The sequence below is a fragment of the Psychromonas marina genome (assembly GCF_030161115.1).
Lineage (GTDB): Bacteria > Pseudomonadota > Gammaproteobacteria > Enterobacterales > Psychromonadaceae > Psychromonas > Psychromonas marina.
The window spans coordinates 1-19951 of sequence record NZ_BSPQ01000002.1; the positions used below are offsets into that span (position 1 = coordinate 1).

Here is a 19951-nt window from a genome sequence, read left to right on the forward strand (position 1 = left end):
TCGGCGACTTAACGCCGATTAACTATGAAAATTTACAAAGTCAGGTGTCCGGTTGGACTTGACCAGAATATAATGTTTGGCTAATACCAAAACCAGCAATATTATCTAAAAAGGCAAAACCGGTTGTAATACCGCGTTTTTCAACATTTTCGAACATATTGTTGGTGAAGTAATAGGCAAGGAAAACCACAAATAATAACGCCGCAACTTGATAGATTATTGCGCGATTTTGTGGATTATTTAAAAAACCATTACTAGTGGGCTCAGGGAGTTTAGTTTTATTCATAATCTGGCCTAGAGAGGAGTAAAATATAAAAGGGGGCAGTGCCCCCTAGGTATCAAAAGTGAATAAAGAGATTAACGAACTGGCATTGAGTACATCAAGCCGCCTTTGTTCCACAGGTTATTCAAACCACGATCAATCGCAAGTGGTGAGTCTTTACCTACGTGTTTATCAAATGATTCACCGTAGTTACCTACATTTTTAACAATCTTATAAGCCCAGTCTGATTTTAGACCTAAGTTTTCGCCCGCAGTGCCAGACGTACCTAGCAGACGTTTAATACTTGGGTTTTCAGATTTCATCATCGCATCAACGTTAGCTTGTGTTACACCTAGCTCTTCAGCTTCAAGTGTTGCAAACATTGTCCATTTAACGATATTAAACCAAACATCATCACCTTGACGTACAACAGGACCTAGTGGTTCTTTAGAGATGATTTCTGGTAAAACGATGGTTGATGATGGATCATCCATTTTTTGTCTTAAACCATATAATTGTGATGCATCAGAGGTAACAGCGTCACAACGACCTTTTTTGAAACCATCGATAGTTTGACCCGATGTATCATAAGTAACACCTTTATACTCCATCTTATTGGCTTTGAAGTAATCTGTTAGGTTAAGCTCTGACGTGGTACCTGCTTGAATACAGAATGTAGCACCGTCTAGCTCTTTCGCTGAAGTTACGCCTAGCTCTTTCGTGACTAGAAAGCCTTGACCGTCATAATAGTTAACACCAGCAAAATTAAGTCCTAATGAAGTATCGCGCGTTGCTGTCCATGTTGTTGTACGAGAAAGCACATCAACTTCACCACTTTGTAATGCAGTAAAACGCTCTTTTGCTGTTAGCGGGATATATTTAACTTTATCTGCATCGCCCAATACGGCACTGGCAACGGCACGACATAGATCCACATCAAGACCTTTCCAAACACCTTTCGAATCTGTTGCAGAGAAACCTGGAATACCAGTAGAAACACCACAGTTTAATGTGCCTTTCTTAACTACATCTTCTAAAGTTCCTGCTGATGCAAGATTTGGTACTATGGCTGTTACTCCAAGTAGCAATGCAATTTTTGTTAGTTTCATTAAATGTTCCTTATTTAAATTTTCTTTTAATTCATGAGGTTATTTACATAGTGTTACGATACTTTCTAGTAAGATATTGCTTACTGTTTCAACATGATAAGCATAGATAAATATTAAAGGAATGCGCAGAAGTGCGTAGTTTGTGATTGGATTGTTGAAGTTTGTCACAAAAAATTAGAGTAATTTCAGTGATTTGTTGTTTCAGTCTTATTTTTTCAAAAGAGTTTTGTTGCCAAATTGTTACGCAATTGTTGCTTTCTGGCTTGATATATAAGAAGAAAAAGTAATTAGGACGGTTTGCATTTGTAGTGCAAAACCGTCCTTTTTTGTGCTTTTATGGGTTTAAATTCATTGGATCTTGAGTTGTTTTATTCGTTTTTGTAGTCTCATGTTTTTGTATTAACATCGCTAATTTTTGAGCATCCCAGTGCTGGCTAGGATCACTACAACACACTTGTAACCATTGAATTTCATCTTTTAACTGTTGTTTATTGTCTTGGTCAAGTGCTGTTTTATCCGCAAATTCACTGACACTTTTGATCATCGGAAACTGCTGTTGTGCGAAGCTTAATAGGGCGCTGTAAGTTGCTGTTGCACTGTTTTTATTAAAACTATTTTGTAGCGTTAAATAATGATGATTCAGTGGAGCAACTTTAAGCGTTTGTTGTTTTTGGTTATTTGCTTGTAAACGTCTGAATGAAAGGTGATACAAAACCATCAATAACATAATGAAAAGCAATACTGCGACAGCGAGTTGCCAGTAGATAAGTGCACTATCATCAACAATAATGGTTGGTTGAGCCTGCTGATTGCTAGATTGTTGTATTGGAGTAATAGCAGCTTGTTTATCTGCGGGTAAGATAGTTAGCGTTTGTGCTGGTAAGGTGGCGGTCTCCTGCTGATTAGTTTGGCTGTTAAACCAGTTAAGTGTTATCTCTGGCAGTATTAGATCACCTTCAGTATCAGCAATAATCGCGTGGCGAATAGTACGCACTGCATAAGTAAGCCCATTTGCTTGCCCCTCATCTAACTGGTCTTGATCTGGATAAACACGCAATGATTTAGGATAGTTTAGCTTGATATTCGGCAGCTTATCTTTATCGATAGAAGCAATCTGCAGGGTAATACTACGTGTAATAGGTTCTCCGACTTTATAGCTTTGTGCGCTTAGGTCATTATCTTCAAGCAAACGTAAGTCATCACTGACTAGCCACTCTCCTTGGTAATCCTCCGGTTTTGCTTTGACATTGATACTTAAACGCTCGCCACGCACATTAATAGGGTCAGCAATCACTTTGTTTTGCCACTCGCTGACAGCAACTACTTTACGTAACGTGCCGGTGAGTAATGGTGAGTCGATATCAAAGGTTCCTGCGGTTGTCGGTATGATTTTGTATTGGCGGGTGATGGTATTGTAGCGAATGCCATTACGCACCGTTTGGTTATTGTTATCTTCACCAAACACTGATACCTCTGCACCTTCAAGTTGAGGCGCAGCTAAGTCTAGTTGGTTGCTGTTTTTAGAAATGTATAACTTAGTCGTTAAAATGAAGGATTGACCAATATAAACGTCCTGTTTATCGATGCTATTTTCCATAAATACGATGCGCTGTTGTTCAGCACTTAGTGGCATTTGCGCCGCTTCAACGACATTGATATCGATTGCTTGTGTGCTTAGATCGCCAATTTTTAGTGAGGGAATGGTTAATTTTCCTAGCTCCCTGGCTTGTAATCTTACTTGCCATGTCGTCTGCTGGCTAAAGTCACCATTAATATATTCACTACGTTTACTTTGCGATGGGCGGTAAACGGTAAAAGATTGCTCTAATGGGCGTGTATCAAGTTGATAATCATCGTCACTATCATTAACGCTGATGGTAAGAATAAACAAGTCACCTTTGACAACTTGGTTATCACTCACCGTCGCGCTGACTTGTGGTGCTGCGAAGAGGGGGAAACTAGTTAATAATGTGATTAACAGTAGTCCTAAAAGAGAGAATTTAGATTTCATTACCAGATAGCTCCGTTGCTTGGTTGTTGCTGAACAGGTTGAGATTTCGCACGCTTTTGATACTCAACTTGCATCTTACGGCGTAATAAAATAGAAGGATCATCTGGCATGTTTTTCAGCCAGTTAGGTAATTCCTCTAACTCTTGATTAACTGCTTGATCGGTTTCTGTAAGCTGTGCAGCCTGTTGTTCAGTTGATTGATCTTCTATAGGTTCTGATTGTGATTCAGCCTGAGCTTGCTGTTCTTCGCTTTGCTGCTGCTCAGATTCAGATTCCTGCGATTGTTGATCTTCACTTTGTTGCTGTTCAGATTCAGACTCCTGAGATTGTTGATCTTCACTTTGTTGCTGCTCAGATTCTGAATCCTGGGATTGCTGATCGTCACTTTTCTGTTCAGAGTCAGACTCCTGCGACTGTTGATCTTCGCTCTGCTGTTGATCCTGCTGTGAATCTTGTTCATTGCTTTGATCATTTTTCTGATCTTGTTGCTCCTGCTCCTGTTGTTCTTTGAGTTGCTCAAGCAGTGTTTTATTTTGTTGCGCTTGCTGCAGATTTGGATCAATTGTTAATGCCTTATCATAAGCCTCAATCGCTTTGTCTAGTTGCTGTAATTGCGCATAACTATTGCCTTGATTATAAAAGGCACTGGCGTTCTCTGGTTGTTGACTTACCGCTTCGGTAAACGCGCTTAAAGCCTGTTCATATTGCTTATCTTTATACAGTGCACTGCCTTGTTCTAGCGGGGTAGTATAAAATTCACTGGCACTTTGATAATCCTCACTCTGGTAGGCTTTATAACCATTTTGTTGGTCATTGTTCCAAATTGAGCTTTCCGACGCTTCTAAAGTGGGGCTAGTAAAAGGGATTGAAATGACGAGCAGTAGGGCAAAAAAAGTCCCTTTTCTAAACAATAATAAAAACAGCGGTAACAATAAAAAGCTCATCCAATAACCATCATCAATAGCAAACTGATCCGCACCCGCTTGTTCAGATTCATTTTTACGCGTCTGCTGATCATCAAAGAAGCTGCCGAGTTGTTCTATATCGCTGCTATTGGTACGACTGGTTAGGTATAAACCCTCTCCAGCGCGGCTAAGATCATAAAGCGGTTTGGCATCGAGTTTGGGTACAATTATTTCGCCATTATCACTTTTTAGTAACGAGCCATCGGAAAGTTGTATCGGTGCGCCTTGTTCGGTTGCTACGGCTAAAACAGAAACTACCCAATTTGTCCCCTTTAATTTGTCTATCATCTGTTGCGATTGTTGCGGGGCTATATTGTCGCTGATGAAGACGATATGTCCTTGGTTATAACCCGCGTTTTGTAACAACTCAATCGCTTTATCTAAGGCCAGATCTGCACGTGAACCACGTACGGGCATAATATCCGGTGAAAGGCTCGGTATATGATTAATAATGGCATTACCATCTCGGGTGAGTGGGGTGACAGTAAACGCATCACCGGCATAAGCAATCAGTGCTTTTTCACCTTCACTCCAATGCTTCACAAGATCAATGGCTTTAAACCTTGCTTGTGATAGGCGATTGGGTTTGATATCGGTGGCAAACATTGAATAGCTGAGATCAAAAGCGATAACCTGTGCTTTCTCCATCTCATATACGGGCATGTCGATGCTACGCCAAGTGGGTCCTGCTAGTGCGATACAAGCAATGGCCGCCATTAAACTAAACGTAAATTGCCGCTTGCCGTTTTGTGCTCCTTTACTGACGATGTTGCCGCTGAGGTGAGGGGCGATCAAGCTTTGTTGGTTGCTGCTGCTATTTTTCTTATAACGCAATAGGGATAATACAATTACTACGATAAGCCCTAATAACCAAATAGGGCGTAAAAATTCGAATGGCATAATGGATATTTCAGGCAGCATAACGCCCCCTTAGTTTTAAATAGAATGCAAAAATAAGTAGGATTAATGTGGCTAATGAAAGTGGCCAATAGAAGAGATTCTTCTCAGGACGGAACTCTAAAAAATCACTTTCAATCGGCTCTAAGTTATTTAATTGCTGATAGATAGCTTGTAACTCATCTTGATTTCTAGCTCGGAAGTATTGCCCTCCGGTGAGTTTAGCAATTTCAGTTAATGCTTTCTCATCGAGTTCAGCCGAAGGATTAACGCGTTGCGTACCAAAAAAGTTTTTACGTAACATCACATCGGCACCAATACCGACGGTATAGATGGTGATATTGTTTTTAGCGGCTTGTTTAGCTGCTTGTATTGGGTCAATCACGCCTGCGGTATTTGCTCCATCGGTGAGTAGAATCAGCACGCGTTGTTCATTTTTATTTTCTACAAAACGTTTAATCGCCAAACCAATTGATTCGCCAATCGCTGTTTGTCTGCCCACTAATCCAAGCTCTGTTTCTTCCACCATCTGTTTGATGGTATTTAAATCAAAGGTAAGGGGCGTTTGAAGGTATGCGTGATCCGCAAATAAAATTAGCCCTAATCGATCCCCATGACGTAGCTCAATAAAATCATTAAGTAGGTTTTTAACCAAGGTTAACCGATCAACGGTTTTGCCATTCAGCGGCATGTCCACTTCCTGCATACTGCCTGAGAGATCTAATGCGACAATCATATCGCGGCTCTCCTGTTGCAAGCGAATCGGCTCACCAAACCAGATTGGTTTAGCAAGTGCGCAAAGCAGTAAACACCAAACTAGCCAAGGAATCATGGCGCTTAAGTAGCTGTTTTGTGTTTCTGATTGCTGCTCACTGATTCCCTGGGCCAGTGGGATCCATACCTGGGTATAGCTACGCTTTTGTGCTTTGAGAAAATAACGTGCTAATAGGGGTAAAGGTAATAGCAGGAACATCCAAAGATAGGTAAATTCAAACATCTTTTTGTGCCTTTTTAATCTGTTTCGGCAATGTGCTTATCCACTTTTTAGCGTCAATGAAATCAGTTTCACTGGCCGGTTGGTTAGCGTTTTGATAGAGACGCTTGATAAACGCTTGCTTGCTGTCGAAAAGTGTCACATCACTGTGTTTTTGTAAAAAATCAAACCACGCTTCACCGTGCAATGAAGCGACATCACTGCGTGGAAAGTAGGTCAGTGCACAGCCTTTAAGAAGTTGATTCAAGCTGATGAAATCAATCTGTTGTTGCTTGAGTTGTGCAAGTTTAAGCAGATGAGACTGTTTGATTTTTTGTTGCTGATGATATTTTTTTAAAAAATAATAGCTAACACCAAGCACAATTATCGTCACACATAAAAGCAGCCAATAGATCGGTGCGGGTGGAAACCAACTTGGGGTTGATGGTCCGATAATATCGTTAAGCTGTGCAAGCGGATCTTGATTAGCGAGCGGGGACATGAAATTGCTCCATTAATGGCATTGATGCACATACTTTATAGAGGGGGATACCCTGCTTAATAAAAGTGTTATCTATTTTTTGTTGGCGAAGTGTGGCTGCATCTTGATAGTCTGCGGCGCCTCCTGCTCTGAAATAACCGCTCCCCTGTAAACTATTTACTTGCAGCTGTGCTTTCAATGCATTCTTGGGTAAATGTTGCTCTAGCGGATCACTCACCTGCCATGCGTTTATTTGATTATGGCGGTTAATCAGGGTCAATAACTTCTGGCAACTTTCATCTAATTGCGAAAAGTCACTGATCAGATGAATCTGACTACCTGTCTGCACTAAGCGTGATAAACGTTTAAGTTGAAGTAATAAAGATTGTTCATTATTACTGCTTTTAAAGGGCTGTTTCATACACAGTTGTTGGCTTTGGTGCAAAAAACGCATCAGTCCTTTACTGCGACCACGTGGTTTTAGTTCGCTGACTTGTTGCTGATTAAAAATGATGCCGCCGAGACGATCGCCACGTTGTTTGGCTTGCCAACTTAATAATGAAGCAAGGTGACAGGCTTGCACCGATTTAAACACAAACTGGCTCCCAAAAATCATGCTGTCAGAAAGGTCTAACAGAATAAATACAGGGCGTTCTTTCTCTTCATGAAAAAGTTTAGTGTGTGCTTTACCGGTGCGGGCTGTGACCGACCAATCGATGGTGCGTACATCATCACCCGCTTGGTAATGACGTACTTCAGCAAACTCCATACCACGGCCTTTAATTTTTGCCAGGTAATTACCCGCCAACTGTTGATAGGCGGCTTTAGCGGTCGGTTGAAGTTGCAACTTCTCTTGCTGCTTATAACTAAGCAGCTCGTTCAGGTGCACATCTACCCCGGTTTGATAGGGGGTATTATCAAATAGTGCGATACTCATTAAGAAGACCTTGTTAAACAGAATTGACTACGCAGGTAATGCCACTTGATTGATGATCTCTTTAATAACACGGTTTGCGTTAATCCCTTGCGCTTCAGCCTCATAACTTAAGATAAGACGATGGCGTAATACCGGATATAGATTCTGAATAATATCATCGGGCATTACATAATCTCGATTATCAAGCCAAGCGCGAGCTTTCGCGGTACGCATCAATGCTAATGTCGCACGTGGACTTGCTCCGTAGCTAATCCACTCTTTAAGCTGTGCACCATAACGTTCAGGTTGACGCGTAGCGATAATCAAATCAATTAAGTATTGCTCGAGATGTGGCGCAATATTGACTTTCATTATTTGTTCACGAATCTCAAATATTTGTTCATTGAGTAGCGGTGTTACCTCTGCCACTTTCTGCTTTAAAATCTCTTTTTGATTAAGTGCTAAAATCTGTTTTTCTGTCTCAGCATCGGGGTAATCAAGCTCTAAATGCATAATGAAACGGTCTAACTGTGCCTCTGGAAGTGGGTAGGTTCCCTCTTGCTCAAGCGGGTTTTGTGTTGCCATCACTAAAAATAGCTCGGGTAATTTATAGGTCGTTTTACCAACGGTAATTTGATGCTCGGCCATCGCCTCTAATAGTGCAGATTGTACTTTAGCAGGGGCGCGGTTTATTTCGTCGGCTAATATCAGGTTATGGAATAGCGGCCCTTTTTCAAAAATAAATTCGCCCGTTTCTTGGCGGAAGATATCTGTACCAGTTAAATCAGAAGGCAATAAGTCGGGAGTGAACTGAATACGGTGGAAATCTCCTTCAATGCCATCGGAAAGTGCGTTGATGGCACGCGTTTTTGCCAAACCTGGGGGGCTTTCTACTAAAATATGTCCATCGGCTAATAAAGCAATTAATAAACCATCAACCAGTTCACTTTGGCCAAGAATCATTTTATTGAGATAGATGCGAAGCGCATCAAGCTGTTGTTTTGCCATATTATTATTCTTCTTAATATTTATTTTAACGTTAATGCTGAATGTTATTATTGAACAGTAACAGTCACTCTCATGTCAAGAAAGTTCCTTAAATTTGTTGCCTATACAAAAATTTATGATTTCAAGCATGTTTTTTTTTCATTCTATACGTATCATTAGGCATGATATTTTTATTTTAACGATTAAAAGGAATATAAGATGAGTGCATTAGAGTCGATTATTTGGCACACATTAGGTTATGCCGCGATGCCTGTTATATTTATAGGCGGGTTTGTAGGTGTTTTTGTTGTTGCAGCAGGCATTTTAAAAATGACAGGTAAAACCCCTGTCGAAGATTAGCATAAAAATACTACTCTCTTGATAAAAAGGTTGCTAAGCTTTCTAATTGATTTTAGAAAGCTTTTTTTATCCCTATAGATAACACTCAACGCTTTTTTATTCTCTATTTTGAATAGATGTTAGGCGTTTTAATGTTAATAATCTTAATTTAGTGAGCGGTTGATTAATGACTGGAGAGAATAAATGCAGATATATATTATGCGTCATGGGCAAGCGGAAATGATGGCTAATTCTGATTCTGAGCGAGCACTCACACAGATTGGGCGTAGCGAGTCGGAACGTATGGCGAGCAGTTTAGCAGATCAAGAAGTTGTATTTGATGCGGTAATGGTTAGTCCTTACTTACGTGCTCAGCAAACGTGGGAGTCAGTTCGCCCATTTTTCCCTGAAACAGCCAATGTGCAAATTGTTAAATCGTTAACACCCAGTGGTAGTGCAAGAAAATCGGTAAATGAAATTTTAGCATTGCAAGCGATGGGTATTAAGTCGTTATTGATTGTTTCTCACCTCCCGCTTGTTGGTTATATTGTCGGTGAATTAGCACCCGCTGCAGGCGTTCCTGCTTTTGCTACTTCAGCAGTGGGGTACCTAGAATTAGATGAGAGTGGGTTTGGTGTATTGCATAGTTTGACGCGTGTTTCACAACTGTAATTTATATCAATACAATTGAATTCTAAAGATAGCCGGTAGCTGTTCATTTGAAAAATTACCCGGTTATAAATATTAAATTAACTGCCGTTAGAAAATATGGTGATAGCCTCTGTGCATATCATCATACTTAACCTTATCTATTCTCCTCAATAATAAAATATTCTTAAATCGTCTCGCCTTGAAGCTTTGTATTAATTCCTTTGCTATAACAACATTAACTTTTGGTAATGTGTTGTCCATCTTCTGTCTAACGTCATATTGCTATCTTAGCATTACATCTCCAGAGACATTTTAGTGCTCTATCAGTAATGGGAATAATATGAAATATAAAAAATGGGGAGCAAGTATCATTTCCGATCTTGTTACCTTTATTCGCTTAATCACTTTTAGCGTGATGGGACTAATGACATTTGTTTTTATTAGCTCTGTTTCTTTATCGTTAATGGTGGCTGTATTGTTTATTAGTTTACTCAATAAAATTAAGGTCGCTATAAACAGACCACAAAAAAAACAGCAACCTAAGTTGTTAACGCTAGATGAGGATAAAACCTAAGGCACCGATGAATCGTTCCCATCATTTCGTGGGAATTTATACCTCACTTGCCTGCTATTTCTTAATTTACAACGCATCATTTCTTCCCAACGTCATATTCCGAAATAGGCTCGCACTATGATTCATATCAACTTGTAAATTTCATGTTTTTATTGAATTCGTTAGTTATCTATATAAAGTAACTGATTTGAATGACTAATTTATTCTGTATTGTAAGTAGGGATTTTTATGAGTGTGACGATATTTTATTTAGAAATGAGTTCACCTGAGCAACTAAATGAGAAAAAAGATGCCTTAGGATTACAGATTGTTGAAGCTGAGATTGATGAATTTAGACTCAATAAATTTCTTTATCAATTGATCGGCGAGCAATGGCAGTGGCACGATAAATTGTTACTTTCAGATGAACACTGGCAGCAATACGTGAGTTCACCGAATCTGCGTACGTGGGTTGCTTATTACCAAGGTACCATTGCAGGTTATTTTGAATTAAAAAGTGATGATAATGGCAATACAGAGGTCGTTTATTTTGGCTTAGCACCTCACTTTATTGGCAAAGGTTTTGGTGGTTACATGTTATCTCAAGCAATTAAAAACGCCTGGGCAATACCCAATACCAAACGAGTGTGGGTGCATACTTGTTCCTTAGATCATCAATCAGCACTGCTTAACTACCAAGCGCGTGGTTTCAAGCTTTATAAAACTGAGTTGGAAAGTGTCTAATTTTAATGGTCACTTACGAAACATGTAGTCGCTTAAATAGGGTATGTAAATGGATTTTATATTACAAATTTGGGGCGGTGGTTTTTACCTGATTAACAAAGTACTATTTTCCGTCGCGGAGGCTAAACCTGCCGAGATTAAAAGAAGCATTAAAATTAAAGCGTGGATTATCTATATTTTAGGGGTGCCAGCTTGGGTCGCTATTTTAATTGGTCATCAGAACTGGATTGCAGCCTCGATTGAAGCGGGCGCAATTCCTGCCATGTTGCTAGGCTTGTATAATACCTATTACGATAATAAAAAGCATAATAGGTGGTTTAATCGCCTTGTTGCTTGCAGTACATACGGTTCACTTGCTTTTGGACTTATTTATAGCATGGTCACTCATGGCGGCATTGTTTCTGTTTCTCAGCTGCTAGAGATTGGCGTGATGATGGGGTTTCTGTTGGGCAGTTATGCGCTTGCAAAAAATAATCCTGTGGGTTGGCTATTCTTTATGTTGATGAACCTGAGCATGGCTGCGTTGATGTTATTGCAAGATAAACCTATCTTGATGGCGCAACAATTAGTTTCATTGTGCTTTGTTATTTATGCGTTGATACAGTCTCGTCGTACTCGCTAAACTAATTAAGTTGAGTATCCAGCGCTATAGGGAGATAAAATGAATGATCAACAATTTAATCAATTTTGTGGCGCGTTACCCGCAACAACTTATGTGAAACAGTGGGGTGGTGCGGATGTTTGGAAGGTCGGCGGCAAAGTATTTGCTGTGGGTGGTTGGGGGCCAGATAAGCTGCCTGCGTTTACCTTCAAAACATCACCCAATAATTTCGAATTCTTAAAGGCTTCAGAGGGCTATCGACCGGCTCCCTATTTTGCAAGTCGAGGTATGAAGTGGATTCAGCATATTGTGGAAGATGACTCCCTTGATGAGGCGTTACGCTATTACCTAACAGAATCTCACCGTTTAGTTTCACTTGGGTTAACAAAGGTAAAACAAAAGCAATTAGGACTTAATCAGCCTGAATGATTAAGCCCTAATGTAGGGCTTAGTTTATTTATCTTTAGCTTCAATCACTGCATTCATTGCAATCAATGAGGATTCTCCAAAATAGATACAACGCTCAGGTGACCAGCCCATAAAGGCATCAGGTAATTGCGCGTTATCTTTAAATGGCATCTCTAGGGTATTAGCTAAACAGTTGAATGTTTCACTTACCCAGTTGGTCGCGATGTTCAAGTTAGCTTGTTTAGGTAGATCTTTATCATAGCCAACACTGTCTTGAAAGTCGGGGCTGACCAACAGTAATGCATCGATAAACTTTTGTTGTTTTTCTGCCAGTGCCTGCGTATAGCTTGGAATGCCTTCGCAACCCGCTAAGAAGATATAAGGCAGTGCTTCATCACCATGTACATCGTAATAAAAATCAACACCTGTTTGCTTCATTTTCTCAACGACATAAAAAACTTCAGGGCTTTTATCTAATGAGGGTGTTTGCCATTCGCGGTTTAAGTTTGTGCCCGCAGCATTAGTGCGTAGGTGCCCACGCACACTGCCATCTGGATTCATATTCGGCACAATATAGAAATTGGCTTTATCTAATAAAGCTTTGGCGCTTGGACAATCGCTATCTAATAAATTATGCAGTAACCCATCAACCAACCATTCAGCCATCGTTTCGCCTGGATGCTGACGCGCGGTGATCCAAATATTTTCTTTTTGTGGATCGCCATCACCGACTTTAACTAAGGTAAGGTCGCGGTTATCGAGTGTTAAACCAAGGTGTTCAAGTGTCACTAATGAGTGCTGTTGCACACTGGCGAGCAGATCTTGATGACGTTCGTAGCTATAAGGTGCGAAATAGGCAATTTGAATTTGATCGCATTCTAATTCGGCATGAATGGTTAAGCAGCCATCTTGATATTGTGTTGGCAATCTAAACCAGTGTTGACGATCATAACTCGCGACCGCTTGATAATTCTCCCAGCCTTCAGGGTAAGAAGATTGTCCGGCATTAATAATATTGAGTGTGTAAACATTGCCAACAATGCCATCGAGTTTAAAATTAAACCACTGAAAAAATTCATCACCGACATCAGGGCGAATCGCTAGCTGAATATTATTACTATCTTCTGTGTTGATGACTTCAATATTACCGCCATCAAAATTTGAACTTATGCGCATTGTTACATCCTCTCTTTATATATCGGCTGCTAGATATGATTATTGTTATTGCTCAGCTAGCCTATGCTTAATGATAGGCATTAACAATACAGCCGTTCAATAACTTACTGTTTATGAATAAAAATTAGTCATGTTAATACGCTTAGAAAGTACTGTGACCGGGTGAAATGTCAGCGCAGATTGGTTTCTTTGCGTATTGTTTTTTTAGCTATGTTAGGCTTTATCGTATCCTTGATGCAACTAATCCTAGCTTAGTTGAGCGTTTTAACTACGATTAACCTTTAGCATCAGTAACTGTATCTTTGAATCTCACAAATATTATCTGTATATTCCTTAAATTCACTATTAAATATTTTAATAATCAATTGCATAAGAGAGAGTTCTGAATGGTTGAAGTAAAAACTAAGATTACACTTAAAGTTGGAGCAAAAAGTAAAGTTCCGGCAGAGATTGCTTCATTCACTAATTTATCGTCAGAAAAAGAACACATTGCTATTATCTTTAATAATGCCGATCAAAAGCAGCCATCGCCACTAGTGCGTATCCATTCTGAATGTTTAACGGGTGATGTTTTTCACTCTTCTCGATGTGATTGTGGCGAGCAGCTTGATGAAGCGATCAATCTGATGGCTAAAGAAGGGGGGGTGATTCTATACCTGCGTCAAGAAGGGCGTGGCATTGGGTTATATAACAAAATTGAAGCTTATAAGCTGCAATCTGAAGGTTTGAGTACTTACCAAGCCAATAATCAATTAGGCTTTGCGGATGACCTGAGAGAATATGAGGAAGCAGGGCAAATGCTTAGCGCATTAAATATACATCGTTTGAAACTGTTCACCAATAACCCTCTGAAAGTGAAAGCGTTACAGGAATGCGGTATAGAAATTGAAAAAGTGATCAGCACATCGACTCATCTTAAAGAGGACAATGATTCCTACCTTAAAGCAAAAGCAAAAGATGCAGGTCATGATCTGAAGTTTAGTTAATTTTATTGTGCATCATAATGTGCCGCGCTTGCAGCATTTTTATGACTGCTCATTTTAGAGCTAGCGGTTGTGCGCATTTGGAAAGGAATATATTGGTTAGGAAATAACCTCGTATTGTATTGAGCGGCACCATCACGAGGTTACTTTATAAGGTTTAAATATGAATTTTTTCAGCGTATTTAACGATATGTACCGGTTTATGCAGCTGATCTCTAATGACTTTTTTAAACTCGGCTTGTACGCTAGCTTCTCCATGCACTAAATAAAGTTTACCAAGTTGTTCAAACTCGTTGATCCAAGCTAATAGATCACTTTGCCCTGCATGTGCGGAAAATCCGTTGAGCATATGTATTTTGGCATTCACATTAATCGTTTCATGATATAGCTGAATAGACTCAGCGCCGTCGACTAACTGCCGTCCTAAAGTGCCTTGTACTTGATAACCAATAAAGATAACCGCATTGTTTTTATCCCATAAACGGTGTTTAAAATGGTGCAGAATACGTCCGCCTGTACACATGCCACTTCCGGCGATAATAATACAACCGCTCTCCTGTTCATTAATGCGCATCGAGTCTTTCTCTTTCAGGGCATATTGCAGATAAGCGAATTCAAATACTGATCCATCTCGTTGTAGCTGTTTATTTGCGTTACTGTTTAGCTCAAGCGGGTAGTTGTTATAGATTTGCGTCGCACGGATCGCCATTGGCGAGTCGAGAAAGACTTTACAAGCAGGTAATTCATTATCGTAATACATCTGCTTAAGCAGTAGTAATATCTCCTGTGTACGCTCAATAGCAAAGGATGGAATCAATACGTTACCTTGGTTTGTTAAGGTATCGATAATAAGCTGTTTACACTCATCGATCGTCTCTTGTAGAGGTCGATGATCACGATCTCCATAGGTTGATTCAATATACAGTGCGTCTGCTTTTTTAATAAAAGCGGGGGCTGGCATGATCATATCGCTACGACCACCAAGGTCTCCACTAAACACCACCGTTTTAGTAGCTCCTTGTTCTGTAAACGTTAACTGAATGGTTGCTGAGCCAAGAATATGTCCCGCATTACGAAAGGTAACCTCAACGGTTGGTGTTAGCTGAATGGGTTTATTGTAGCTTGCGTATTGAATGATCAGATCAAACACAGCTTGCGCATCATCAGTGCTATAAATCGGCAGGGCAACATGTTTTTCATTGCCTGAACGGCGTGCTTTTTTCAGTGCGCTTTTGTAATCTTCTTCGGCAATTTTAGCGCTATCAAATAAAATTACCTCTGCTAAATCCATGGTGGAGCGTAGCGCGACAACTTTACCATTAAAGCCCTCTTTAACCAGTTTGGGCAGGCGTCCGATATGGTCTAAATGGGCATGGGTCAATAAAACAATATCAACATCTTTGGGATTAAAAGCAAACGGGTCAGCAGTGAGATGCTCATTTTTACCTTGAAAGTAGCCACAATCGACCAATATATTAGGTCCATTGTTAAGTTGTAAAAAATGGCAGGATCCAGTGACCGTCTCTGTGGCACCAAATGATTGAATAAAAGCCATAAGCAACCCCCTCGTGATGTTAATTTAACTATAGCACTGTATAGGTGGGGAAGTATTAGCATCGAGTGTTGGTTAAGTTTTATTTAGCCATTTATAGCTAAACTTTGTTTTTTAGCCATAAGTGGCTAAATTTGCTTTTTTAGCCTAAAACGGTTAAATTTGTGTATGAGTACAAAAAGGAGTTTTAGTGTGAAGCCTATCTATAATCTTATCGCAGTGATCAGTGGTGATATTGTCAACTCAACCAAATTAAGCTCTGCAGAGTTTGAACAATTACTCAAACGAATCAAAGATATTCAGAAATGGATTACTAGCGAGAATTCATCAAATGCACATAGTATTGAGCGTGGTGATGAATTTCAGTCCGTAATACATGATATTGAAAGTGCTCTGAAATACACCATTATTTATAGGATTGGCATAAAATCCCTTGGTAAAGAGTTTGATAGCCGCATTAGTTTTGCGATTGCATCTAATGCCGATTTACGTGAATCGGTCTCTGAATCGATGGGGGAAGCATTCATCCTTTCTGGGCGTGGGCTAAAAGCGTTAAAAAGTGAAAGGTTGGCCTTTAACTCAGACCACCTCGAGCTCAATGAGCAGTTTGCGTTACTGTTTAAATACCTCGATAGACAGCTAACTGAATTGACCTCGCGCCAATGCGAAGTGATGCTTCCGATGTTGAAAGCCAATCAAAATTTACCGATTGGCGAGCTAGCAGAAAAGCTTGATGTTGCTATTGCCACTGTCAGTAAGTCACTTAAAGCATCCGGTTGGTCACTAATCAGTGAGCTTAATAGTCACTTTATAAACCAAGTAGCGGGGCTAAAATATGTTTGATTTTTTTAGTACCTTAATCGCTTTCTTACTAATTCATATCGTCTGTGACTTTTACCTTCAATCAAACCACTGTGCGCAAGCAAAGAAAGCGAACACCTACCGTTCACCTGAATTATATCTGCACTCATTACTACACGGGATTGGGTTATTAGTTCCTGCGTTAGTATTAGGTCTTGGATGGCGTTCAACTGTTTGCTTGGTAATTATCGTCGCAGTAACTCATTTTATTATCGACCTGTGGAAGGTGATCACACCGAATGGCGATAAGTTTTCCTATTTTATGATTGATCAGGCTTTACACATATCGGTGCTAGCTGTGATTGCTTTTCACATAGCTGATGGGGTAACGGTTGATGCAGTGCTTGCACATGAGAAATTCTCAGATGTTGTTATGGTGGTTTTTGCTTACTTACTCATTCTTAAGCCTACTTCGATTGTAATTGGTAGTGTATTAAAAAAGTATCCAATATCATGTACAGATAAAAATCGTATTAGTGGTCTTGTTGCTGGTGGTGAGCTGATAGGTTACTTAGAGAGGCTGTTAATACTAACCTTTACACTTATGGGGAGCTACGTAGCGGTCGGTTTTGTATTAGCCGCTAAGTCTATATTTCGATTTGGTGAATTGAATAAATCAGATGACCGAAGTATGACAGAATATGTGTTGATTGGCTCTTTGCTGTCGGTAGTGATAACAACACTTGTGGGCACGTTAATATCCCTTATGTTAGCTGTGAATATCAAGTGATGAAAAGGCATTTAGTTGTTCAAATGCCTAATAAAGTCGTGATTAACGATGTTTAATCGCAATACCTGTTTCAGTCGATAAATTTTGTAACTGTTCACCATCATCAAGACGAAGCGACCAGCTTAGGCCACTCCCTACAGCAGTGATAACATTGGCTGCGCCGATCAGTTCCAGTTCGTCCACTTGTGCTTGCAGGGTAATGCGAGCATCACCCTCGAGTTTAATCATTACTTCACGTTGGTTAGCAATCACTTTACCCTGAGAGAAAGTAATTATCATGCTTTTTTCTCTGATTCAGCAGTTACTTCCGCCAGTTTAACAATCACTTCGACCGCTTTGTGCATCCCGTCCACACTGATAAATTCATGGATACCATGGAAGTTATAACCACCGGTAAAAATATTAGGGCAGGGCAGACCCATGAAAGATAAACGAGCGCCATCAGTCCCACCACGGATCGGTTTTATATTGGGTTTTACATTACAGGCTAGCATCGCTTGTTGTGCATAATCAATAATGTGTGGGAACGGCTCTACCTGTTCGCGCATATTACGATAATTTTCTGTTACTTCAATTTTAACACTGCCTTGGGTGAGGTTTTGATTGAGTTCTTCGGCAACACGTTTGATAAATTTAACGCGTGACAGTTGCTGCTCAGCGTCAAAATCACGAATGATATAATTGAGTTTTGTTTCTGCAACAGAGGCGTCCATATTGGTGAGATGGAAAAAACCTTGGTAACCTTCGGTAGCTTCAGGTGTTTCCTGCGTTGGCATTTTGGCAATAAATTGTGCAGCAATGGTCATTGAGTTAATCATTTTACCTTTTGCCGTGCCCGGGTGCACATTTACGCCTGAACAGGTTACTGCTGCATTGGATGCATTGAAGTTCTCATATTCAAGCTCTCCCACAGGGCCACCATCAATGGTATAAGCCCACTGTGCGCCGAAGTTTTTAACATCAAACAGATCCGCACCACGGCCAATCTCTTCATCGGGTGTAAAACCGATACAGATTTCACCATGTTTAATGTCGGGATTAGCAATCAAGGTAGCAACGGCGGTAATGATTTCAGCGATACCGGCTTTATTGTCTGCTCCTAACAGCGTGGTGCCATCGGTGGTGATCAATGTTTGACCGTGTAAACCATCTAAGTCTGGGAATTGCTTAGGTGATAAAACCTCACCACTACTGCCTAGGGGGATATCTCCGCCTTGGTAATTTTCAACTATTTGTGGTTGTACATCTTTACCCGAGGCATCAGGCGCTGTATCCATGTGCGCAATAAAACCAATTGCGGGTACGTTATAATCAATGTTGGTAGGTAATTTAGCGCTTAAGTAACCATGCTTATCAAGTCTTACATCGCTAAGACCAAGCGCGATTAACTCCTCTTTGATAAGTTCGGCAAGTTTGAATTGTCCGCCGCTGCTCGGGCAATTAGTCGAGCTTTCGTCAGATTGGGTATCAACAGAAACATAGTTAAGGAAGCGTTGCACAAGATTATTCATAGGAGAGACTCTTCTGTTATTTGGGGAATGTCATTTTTGCTTATACTAGCAATCATTATATTGTGTTAAATCAGGTTGCAGAGAGTTTAGATTATAATTGTGATGTTAAGAAAGTGATTTTTTGGGGAATGTAAAAAGGGCAAACAGCAGTTTACCCTTTTTGAGTGTTTAGAATGGTGCAGGGAAACTTTTCTGTATGGCGTCAATATCGATTAATGCCTGCTCACTAAGTGGTTGTGCAAAGGCGTTTATATCTTCTTTTAGCTGTTCCATCTTGGTAGCGCCAATAATGGTCGAGGTCACACCATCAACTTGGTCGCACCACGCCAGTGCCAGTTGTGCGGCAGTCATACCCTGTTGCTGTGCAATCTCTGCATAAGCTGCAATCGCTTGGTGTGCTGTTCCGGTATCTCTGAACAATCCATTACGTTGACTAATCGTCCAGCGAGAACCTTCTGGGCGTGCACCATTTTGATATTTCCCACTGAGCATACCGCCCGCCAGTGGTGACCAAGGTAAGTAAGCGATATCTTCATGAACACAGTTTTCAATCAGGTAGGGCCAATCTTTAGTGTGTAAAAGGTTAAACTCATTTTGAATAGAAACCATACGTGGTAAGTCATGCTCTTCACTGAGTTTTAAATAGGTATTAATGCCCCAAGGTGTATCATCAGAAAGTCCGCAGAAACGAATTTTTCCCGCTTTAACGCAGCGATCTAACCCTTGTAGAATATCTAACATCTGCGCACTGTTGTCTGCTGCACTTTCTTGACTGAATTTAAGCAGGTTAGGGCTGTGTTTATTAAAGTGTGGGTGTGGACGATTTGGCCAATGTAACTGAAACAGGTCAATATAGTCTGTTTGCAGGCGCTTTAGCGAGGCATCAACTGCTTTAACTACTTCATCACCAGTGATCGGGCCACCATCACGTACCCAAGGTACGCCGGGACCTGCGATTTTACTCGCGAGTACGATATCTTTACGGCGTGTTGGGTTTGCTGCCAACCAATTACCTATAATCTCCTCGGTTTTACCGTAGGTTTCAGGCGAGGGGGGAACCGCATACATCTCAGCTGTATCGATAAAATTAATGCCCTGTGCAAGTGCATATTCAATCTGCTCGTTAGCTTGTTGTTGATTATTTTGTAATCCCCATGTCATGCTGCCTAAGCAGACACGTGAAACCGATAAACCACTTGAACCCAGTGTTGAAAATTGCATATGTACCTCATTATTAATTT

At 40.4% G+C, this 19951-nt stretch carries 22 protein-coding genes; 9 read left to right on the forward strand and 13 right to left on the reverse strand.

Going from position 1 to position 19951, the window contains the following annotated elements; all coding sequences use genetic code 11:
- Positions 1 to 40 precede the first annotated feature (40 nt).
- The 8 genes from QQK09_RS04100 to QQK09_RS04135 all read right to left on the reverse strand — a co-directional run bounded on the left by QQK09_RS04100 (position 41) and on the right by QQK09_RS04135 (position 8622).
- Positions 41 to 286: a hypothetical protein gene (locus QQK09_RS04100; protein WP_284202853.1), complete on the reverse strand. Its 246-nt coding sequence runs from the start codon at positions 284 to 286 to the stop codon at positions 41 to 43.
- Between the two features lie 71 nt (positions 287 to 357).
- Positions 358 to 1371, reverse strand: a complete 1014-nt coding sequence (locus QQK09_RS04105) for an amino acid ABC transporter substrate-binding protein (RefSeq protein WP_284202854.1) — start codon at positions 1369 to 1371, stop codon at positions 358 to 360.
- Positions 1372 to 1705: 334 nt separating this feature from the next.
- Positions 1706 to 3382 carry a BatD family protein gene (locus tag QQK09_RS04110; protein ID WP_284202855.1) on the reverse strand — a complete coding sequence of 559 codons (1677 nt, stop codon included), beginning with the start codon at positions 3380 to 3382 and terminating at the stop codon, positions 1706 to 1708.
- The gene (locus tag QQK09_RS04115; RefSeq protein WP_284202856.1) at positions 3382 to 5268 is read right to left on the reverse strand and encodes a vWA domain-containing protein; all 1887 of its coding nucleotides are present in this window, start codon (positions 5266 to 5268) and stop codon (positions 3382 to 3384) included. Before QQK09_RS04115 ends, QQK09_RS04110 begins: the two co-directional genes overlap by 1 nt.
- Positions 5258 to 6241: a vWA domain-containing protein gene (locus QQK09_RS04120; RefSeq protein WP_284202857.1), complete on the reverse strand. Its 984-nt coding sequence runs from the start codon at positions 6239 to 6241 to the stop codon at positions 5258 to 5260. Before QQK09_RS04120 ends, QQK09_RS04115 begins: the two co-directional genes overlap by 11 nt.
- Positions 6234 to 6719: a DUF4381 domain-containing protein gene (locus QQK09_RS04125; protein ID WP_284202858.1), complete on the reverse strand. Its 486-nt coding sequence runs from the start codon at positions 6717 to 6719 to the stop codon at positions 6234 to 6236. The genes QQK09_RS04120 and QQK09_RS04125 overlap by 8 nt, the downstream gene beginning before the upstream one ends.
- A complete protein-coding gene (locus tag QQK09_RS04130) occupies positions 6703 to 7635 on the reverse strand; it encodes a DUF58 domain-containing protein (protein ID WP_284202859.1) in 933 nt (310 codons plus the stop codon). The genes QQK09_RS04125 and QQK09_RS04130 overlap by 17 nt, the downstream gene beginning before the upstream one ends.
- A gap of 27 nt (positions 7636 to 7662) precedes the next feature.
- Positions 7663 to 8622 carry an AAA family ATPase gene (locus QQK09_RS04135; RefSeq protein ID WP_284202860.1) on the reverse strand — a complete coding sequence of 320 codons (960 nt, stop codon included), beginning with the start codon at positions 8620 to 8622 and terminating at the stop codon, positions 7663 to 7665.
- 198 nt (positions 8623 to 8820) lie between these two features.
- On the opposite strand from QQK09_RS04135, the gene QQK09_RS04140 reads away from it, so the two are divergent.
- The 6 genes from QQK09_RS04140 to QQK09_RS04165 all read left to right on the forward strand — a co-directional run bounded on the left by QQK09_RS04140 (position 8821) and on the right by QQK09_RS04165 (position 11918).
- Entirely contained in the window at positions 8821 to 8961 is a 141-nt protein-coding gene (locus QQK09_RS04140; protein WP_284202861.1) for a TIGR02808 family protein, read from the forward strand.
- 183 nt (positions 8962 to 9144) lie between these two features.
- A complete protein-coding gene (gene sixA, locus QQK09_RS04145; RefSeq protein ID WP_284202862.1) occupies positions 9145 to 9612 on the forward strand; it encodes a phosphohistidine phosphatase SixA in 468 nt (155 codons plus the stop codon).
- Between the two features lie 319 nt (positions 9613 to 9931).
- A complete protein-coding gene (locus QQK09_RS04150) occupies positions 9932 to 10165 on the forward strand; it encodes a hypothetical protein (RefSeq protein WP_284202863.1) in 234 nt (77 codons plus the stop codon).
- A 228-nt stretch (positions 10166 to 10393) separates the two neighbouring features.
- Positions 10394 to 10888, forward strand: a complete 495-nt coding sequence (locus QQK09_RS04155) for a GNAT family N-acetyltransferase (protein WP_284202864.1) — start codon at positions 10394 to 10396, stop codon at positions 10886 to 10888.
- 49 nt (positions 10889 to 10937) lie between these two features.
- A complete protein-coding gene (locus QQK09_RS04160; protein WP_284202865.1) occupies positions 10938 to 11510 on the forward strand; it encodes an SET domain-containing protein in 573 nt (190 codons plus the stop codon).
- Positions 11511 to 11549: 39 nt separating this feature from the next.
- Positions 11550 to 11918, forward strand: coding sequence for an MmcQ/YjbR family DNA-binding protein (locus QQK09_RS04165; protein ID WP_284202866.1), 369 nt, complete (start codon positions 11550 to 11552; stop codon positions 11916 to 11918).
- 24 nt (positions 11919 to 11942) lie between these two features.
- Here QQK09_RS04165 and QQK09_RS04170 read toward each other — a convergent pair whose 3' ends face one another.
- Positions 11943 to 13073 carry a M14 family metallopeptidase gene (locus QQK09_RS04170; RefSeq protein ID WP_284202867.1) on the reverse strand — a complete coding sequence of 377 codons (1131 nt, stop codon included), beginning with the start codon at positions 13071 to 13073 and terminating at the stop codon, positions 11943 to 11945.
- 386 nt (positions 13074 to 13459) lie between these two features.
- Between QQK09_RS04170 and QQK09_RS04175 the strand changes: the two genes are divergently transcribed.
- Positions 13460 to 14059: a GTP cyclohydrolase II gene (locus QQK09_RS04175; protein WP_284202868.1), complete on the forward strand. Its 600-nt coding sequence runs from the start codon at positions 13460 to 13462 to the stop codon at positions 14057 to 14059.
- 154 nt (positions 14060 to 14213) lie between these two features.
- On the opposite strand, the gene QQK09_RS04180 is transcribed toward QQK09_RS04175, so the two are convergent.
- Entirely contained in the window at positions 14214 to 15611 is a 1398-nt protein-coding gene (locus QQK09_RS04180) for an MBL fold metallo-hydrolase (RefSeq protein WP_284202869.1), read from the reverse strand.
- Between the two features lie 189 nt (positions 15612 to 15800).
- On the opposite strand from QQK09_RS04180, the gene QQK09_RS04185 reads away from it, so the two are divergent.
- Complete coding sequence (locus QQK09_RS04185; RefSeq protein ID WP_284202870.1) at positions 15801 to 16451, forward strand: hypothetical protein; 651 nt, start codon at positions 15801 to 15803, stop codon at positions 16449 to 16451.
- A complete protein-coding gene (locus QQK09_RS04190) occupies positions 16444 to 17199 on the forward strand; it encodes a DUF3307 domain-containing protein (protein WP_284202871.1) in 756 nt (251 codons plus the stop codon). Before QQK09_RS04185 ends, QQK09_RS04190 begins: the two co-directional genes overlap by 8 nt.
- Positions 17200 to 17241: 42 nt before the next feature.
- Here the strand turns inward: QQK09_RS04190 and QQK09_RS04195 are convergent, their stop codons facing one another.
- From QQK09_RS04195 to QQK09_RS04205, 3 genes are all read right to left on the reverse strand, one after another.
- Positions 17242 to 17478, reverse strand: a complete 237-nt coding sequence (locus QQK09_RS04195) for a DUF3389 domain-containing protein (RefSeq protein WP_284202872.1) — start codon at positions 17476 to 17478, stop codon at positions 17242 to 17244.
- Positions 17475 to 18710, reverse strand: a complete 1236-nt coding sequence (gene pepT, locus QQK09_RS04200; protein ID WP_284202873.1) for a peptidase T — start codon at positions 18708 to 18710, stop codon at positions 17475 to 17477. The genes QQK09_RS04195 and pepT overlap by 4 nt, the downstream gene beginning before the upstream one ends.
- 168 nt (positions 18711 to 18878) lie before the next feature.
- A complete protein-coding gene (locus QQK09_RS04205; RefSeq protein WP_284202874.1) occupies positions 18879 to 19931 on the reverse strand; it encodes an aldo/keto reductase in 1053 nt (350 codons plus the stop codon).
- Positions 19932 to 19951: the final 20 nt, after the last annotated feature.

What these genes read in the sequence shown, in the direction of transcription:
- QQK09_RS04100 (WP_284202853.1), bottom strand. Translation starts at nt 286, where the DNA reads ATGAATAAAACTAAACTCCCTGAGCCCACTAGTAATGGTTTTTTAAAT.
- QQK09_RS04105 (WP_284202854.1), bottom strand. Translation starts at nt 1,371, where the DNA reads ATGAAACTAACAAAAATTGCATTGCTACTTGGAGTAACAGCCATAGTA.
- QQK09_RS04110 (WP_284202855.1), bottom strand. Translation starts at nt 3,382, where the DNA reads ATGAAATCTAAATTCTCTCTTTTAGGACTACTGTTAATCACATTATTA.
- QQK09_RS04115 (WP_284202856.1), bottom strand. Translation starts at nt 5,268, where the DNA reads ATGCTGCCTGAAATATCCATTATGCCATTCGAATTTTTACGCCCTATT.
- QQK09_RS04120 (WP_284202857.1), bottom strand. Translation starts at nt 6,241, where the DNA reads ATGTTTGAATTTACCTATCTTTGGATGTTCCTGCTATTACCTTTACCC.
- QQK09_RS04125 (WP_284202858.1), bottom strand. Translation starts at nt 6,719, where the DNA reads ATGTCCCCGCTCGCTAATCAAGATCCGCTTGCACAGCTTAACGATATT.
- QQK09_RS04130 (WP_284202859.1), bottom strand. Translation starts at nt 7,635, where the DNA reads ATGAGTATCGCACTATTTGATAATACCCCCTATCAAACCGGGGTAGAT.
- QQK09_RS04135 (WP_284202860.1), bottom strand. Translation starts at nt 8,622, where the DNA reads ATGGCAAAACAACAGCTTGATGCGCTTCGCATCTATCTCAATAAAATG.
- QQK09_RS04140 (WP_284202861.1), top strand. Translation starts at nt 8,821, where the DNA reads ATGAGTGCATTAGAGTCGATTATTTGGCACACATTAGGTTATGCCGCG.
- sixA (WP_284202862.1), top strand. Translation starts at nt 9,145, where the DNA reads ATGCAGATATATATTATGCGTCATGGGCAAGCGGAAATGATGGCTAAT.
- QQK09_RS04150 (WP_284202863.1), top strand. Translation starts at nt 9,932, where the DNA reads ATGAAATATAAAAAATGGGGAGCAAGTATCATTTCCGATCTTGTTACC.
- QQK09_RS04155 (WP_284202864.1), top strand. Translation starts at nt 10,394, where the DNA reads ATGAGTGTGACGATATTTTATTTAGAAATGAGTTCACCTGAGCAACTA.
- QQK09_RS04160 (WP_284202865.1), top strand. Translation starts at nt 10,938, where the DNA reads ATGGATTTTATATTACAAATTTGGGGCGGTGGTTTTTACCTGATTAAC.
- QQK09_RS04165 (WP_284202866.1), top strand. Translation starts at nt 11,550, where the DNA reads ATGAATGATCAACAATTTAATCAATTTTGTGGCGCGTTACCCGCAACA.
- QQK09_RS04170 (WP_284202867.1), bottom strand. Translation starts at nt 13,073, where the DNA reads ATGCGCATAAGTTCAAATTTTGATGGCGGTAATATTGAAGTCATCAAC.
- QQK09_RS04175 (WP_284202868.1), top strand. Translation starts at nt 13,460, where the DNA reads ATGGTTGAAGTAAAAACTAAGATTACACTTAAAGTTGGAGCAAAAAGT.
- QQK09_RS04180 (WP_284202869.1), bottom strand. Translation starts at nt 15,611, where the DNA reads ATGGCTTTTATTCAATCATTTGGTGCCACAGAGACGGTCACTGGATCC.
- QQK09_RS04190 (WP_284202871.1), top strand. Translation starts at nt 16,444, where the DNA reads ATGTTTGATTTTTTTAGTACCTTAATCGCTTTCTTACTAATTCATATC.
- QQK09_RS04195 (WP_284202872.1), bottom strand. Translation starts at nt 17,478, where the DNA reads ATGATAATTACTTTCTCTCAGGGTAAAGTGATTGCTAACCAACGTGAA.
- pepT (WP_284202873.1), bottom strand. Translation starts at nt 18,710, where the DNA reads ATGAATAATCTTGTGCAACGCTTCCTTAACTATGTTTCTGTTGATACC.
- QQK09_RS04205 (WP_284202874.1), bottom strand. Translation starts at nt 19,931, where the DNA reads ATGCAATTTTCAACACTGGGTTCAAGTGGTTTATCGGTTTCACGTGTC.